This is a genomic window from Pseudoflavonifractor capillosus (assembly GCF_016902575.1).
Taxonomy (GTDB): domain Bacteria; phylum Bacillota; class Clostridia; order Oscillospirales; family Oscillospiraceae; genus Enterenecus; species Enterenecus capillosus_A.
On sequence record NZ_JACSNZ010000079.1, the window covers coordinates 1 to 3,403 of the forward strand.

Here is a 3,403-nt window from a genome sequence, read left to right on the forward strand (position 1 = left end):
GTGTTATTTGCAAGCAACGCATTCTAACATTTAGGAAAATCAGCCGACAAGGGGTAAATACTTGGTTATGTTTAACCCATACGGGAGATTGGAGTAGTCAGGTCTGAATCGTCCCCGCCAGCACACTCCCCATCGTCTGCGCCGCCTGCCTCTGGGCGGCACTGGTAATGTGGGCATAGGTGTCCAGGGTAAACCCTGCCGAGAAGTGGCCCAGCATCCCGGACACGGTCTTCACATCTACCCCGTTTTGCAAGGCCAGGGTGGCGAAGGTGTGACGCAAGTCGTGGAACCGTACCTTGGGCAATCCTGCCCGCTTCAGCACCCGGTGGAGCATATGCAGCACACTGTCCGGGGAAATAGGCCCTCCATTGGGGGACGGAAACACCCATGGGCTATTCCCCACTTTTCTCCTCTGTTCTTTTAGAACGCTTACCGTATCCTCCGCCAAGGGCAGGGTACGGTAGGCGTTTTTCGTTTTCAGAGGGGCTTCCACCACTTCCCCGTTGATTCGGGAAACTTGCCGCCGTACCCGGAGGTCACCCCGTTCCAAATCAATATCTCCCCATTTCAGCCCCAGCAATTCGCCCCGCCGCAGACCCGTGGCCAGTTCCAGATAGTACAGCTCAAATACACCGCTCTCCCTGGCTTCCCGGAAGAAGGATGCCAGCTGCACCGTAGTCAGGGTCTTCATCTCCTGGTGTTCCACCCGAGGCAGGGCGCAGCCCTCCGCTGGATTGGTTTGAATCAGCCGCTGTTCTTGCGCTAACTTTAGAGCAGAGGATAGAATTTGGTGGATATTCCGCACCGTCTTAGCACTGAGGCCTTTGGGCTGCCCCTTGGCCTCCACCCGGTCTACCCTGCCTCGGGTCAGCAGCTTCTTGTAGAACTTCTGTAAATCCAGAGAGGTGAGCTTTTCCAGCGGAATAGTTTTCCTCTTGTGGCAGTACTTTTCGGATGTGAAACCCAGTATTACTCGATCCCCATTGTTTTTTTGTCCGGCACCATGACCGTTCCCATGGTGCGTTGTTGTTGATGGCGCTGGCCTCACACCTGATGTTTTGATTTTGCCCGAAACTTGCCAGACCTCATTTTGTTTGATTTTCTATATGTCCACTCAGAAATAAATATAAGAAAACCGCCCAAGAAATCCAAAATTTTTTAGATCTCTCAGGCGGTTATTATTATCCAATAATGGGTTATACCTGTTTTTCGGTATATGATATGGTATCAGCTTTTATATTTCCTTGATGAGCCATTGTATGACTGCCAATCACTCCAGACGGTTGCCCCAGATGTCTTCATTCAAGAGGATGACTGTGCCGGACTCGTCCCCCAGCACCTCCATAGCGGCCTGGGGATCATAGTTATCCATGTCCAGATTCTCACTGTCACTGTGGATCAGGGGGATGTCGGCATACTGCACATAGGTGTTGCCCTCAAAGTCAGGAAAGTACTCCTCCACATATTCCTGAATATAGACGATGGCCGACCGGGCCACGAAGAACACATTGTTCCGGATGGCGCATCCTTCCTGGAGATTGGGACCGCCCTCGTGGGAAAAGGCAGGGGAAAGGCTCTGATCCATCCAGTCCTCCAGGCCGGTAAAGAGCACCCAGTTGTCCTCATAGATGCAGTCTACAAATTTGCGCTCTGGATTCGGCTCCTCATCCCAGTTGAAAAAGGTCAGACCGGAGGCACATTGATAAAAGACATTCCCCACAAACTGTACGCCATAGACACTGCCAGATTCAAAACCCTGTTCCTCAAAAATTTCAATTCCGCCGCCGGCGTGATACATGTGGTGGACATAGTTGTTCTGATACCGTGTGCCGTGATTTCCGCCGCCCATGGCGCCTGCCAGGCGCTGGATACCGCCTCCATAGCCCGTTGACGCTTCTCCTGTGTTGTAAACTGCGACGATACCGCCTACCCAGCCAACCTCACAGTTCTGGACCGTCACGCCATCCCCTTCTGCCACGGTCAACACACCATCTCCGGCAAAACCGATAAACAAATTGTCCAGCACGCAGCCGTCGGCAACATTGTCAAAGAGAGGGCACTGGGTCTGGAACTCAATGCTCTCATAGAGTTCCCCGGGATTTCCCTCGTCACAGCGAAAGTACAGTTCCCCCACGGGGGTGCGTCCATCCCACTCCCAGCCGGTGAGAAAGACGGGCAGGGTATCCGGCAGGGTGCTGTCCGCTTTGGAGAAGAACGTCAAGTTTTCCGACAGCTCCGTCGTCACATCGAAGGGTGCCTGGGAGAGCTGCTCCTCCAGGTCAAAGTCTTCCGCCGTCCAGTTGGCAGGGCCGGTATAGTGGAGAAACTCAGTCCCGCTCCAGTAACCAAGCACCTTCTGAGCGACGATCTCCTCGTTGAGCACCATGGCACCGCAGTCGGGCATGTCCCGGTGATAGAGCCAGATCTTTTCTCCGTTTTCACCCTCCCACCAGAGGGACCAGAGATCCGGATCTCCTCCGTTTTCCGGGGACGCACAGATACGGGGCTTTGCTCCCTCCCCGTAAGCGGAGTAGGTGACTCCTTCCTTCGTTTCCACAGTGGTGTTCCGCCAGACACCGCCCCGCTCAAAAAATACAGCATCGCCATATTCCAGCGGAGCCTGGTTGACCCGGTCCAGCGTAGCCCAGGCGGTCTCGGGACTGAGGCCGTCGTTTCCATCGTCGCCCTGGTTGGACACGTAGTAGGCCGTGCCGGTGTAGGTTTTGCCGGGAATAAGGGCTTCGTCCCATACAATTTGGGTTTTACTGGTCTGGATAGTCTCCCGCCGCGCCACGGCTTCCTCCAATATGGCCGTGGCGGCGGCCGCATCATCATCCATAGGGGTGTTTGAGGTGTTGGGCTGTCCCTCTCCACCACAGGCAGAAAGGGAAGTAAGCATTACAGCAAATAAAATTATTGATATGATACGTCTCATAAAGTATGACCTTCCTTTCCGTTGCGCTGCAAAACACCAAAGAAGAATGCGATGGCGTGTCTCTGCCGCAACAAGCTGTAATTTGTCAGAATCGTTTGATAAAACGGGGTATTATGTATAATTGTATCATAATGAGAAATAGAAAAACAATATCCACATATATATGTCACATCATAGTGAAAAGGTTTGGACAAACTAGGGGTCGTATTATTTGGAGTTTGTAAGCGTGGGCTGCAAGTGCGGTATCTTTAACTATGGGAAACTCCTTTTTCCCACTTTGAAATGGTTTGACGGGTTATATGCAGTTTGATGGCCAAAGTCTCTTGGGTCAATCCCTTTTGTTTACGAAGTATTTTCAGGTTTTCGGAAAACATACGCCTCCCCCTTTCCGCGCATATTATAGCGTGCTAACCGTGTTATTTGCAAGCAACGCATTCTAACATTTAGGAAAATCAGCCGACAAGGGGT

At 52.3% G+C, this 3,403-nt stretch carries 3 protein-coding genes; all 3 read right to left on the bottom strand.

All coding sequences use genetic code 11. The features are described 5' to 3' along the window. Positions 1-97 precede the first annotated feature (97 nt). The 3 genes from H9X86_RS11665 to H9X86_RS11675 all read right to left on the bottom strand — a co-directional run bounded on the left by H9X86_RS11665 (position 98) and on the right by H9X86_RS11675 (position 3,309). Positions 98-847 carry a tyrosine-type recombinase/integrase gene (locus tag H9X86_RS11665; protein ID WP_346011470.1) on the bottom strand — a complete coding sequence of 250 codons (750 nt, stop codon included), beginning with the start codon at positions 845-847 and terminating at the stop codon, positions 98-100. Positions 848-1,270: 423 nt separating this feature from the next. After that, positions 1,271-2,935 carry an LptM family lipoprotein gene (locus tag H9X86_RS11670; RefSeq protein WP_204901683.1) on the bottom strand — a complete coding sequence of 555 codons (1,665 nt, stop codon included), beginning with the start codon at positions 2,933-2,935 and terminating at the stop codon, positions 1,271-1,273. 248 nt (positions 2,936-3,183) lie between these two features. Continuing rightward, entirely contained in the window at positions 3,184-3,309 is a 126-nt protein-coding gene (locus H9X86_RS11675) for a helix-turn-helix transcriptional regulator (RefSeq protein WP_204901684.1), read from the bottom strand. Positions 3,310-3,403 lie beyond the last annotated feature (94 nt).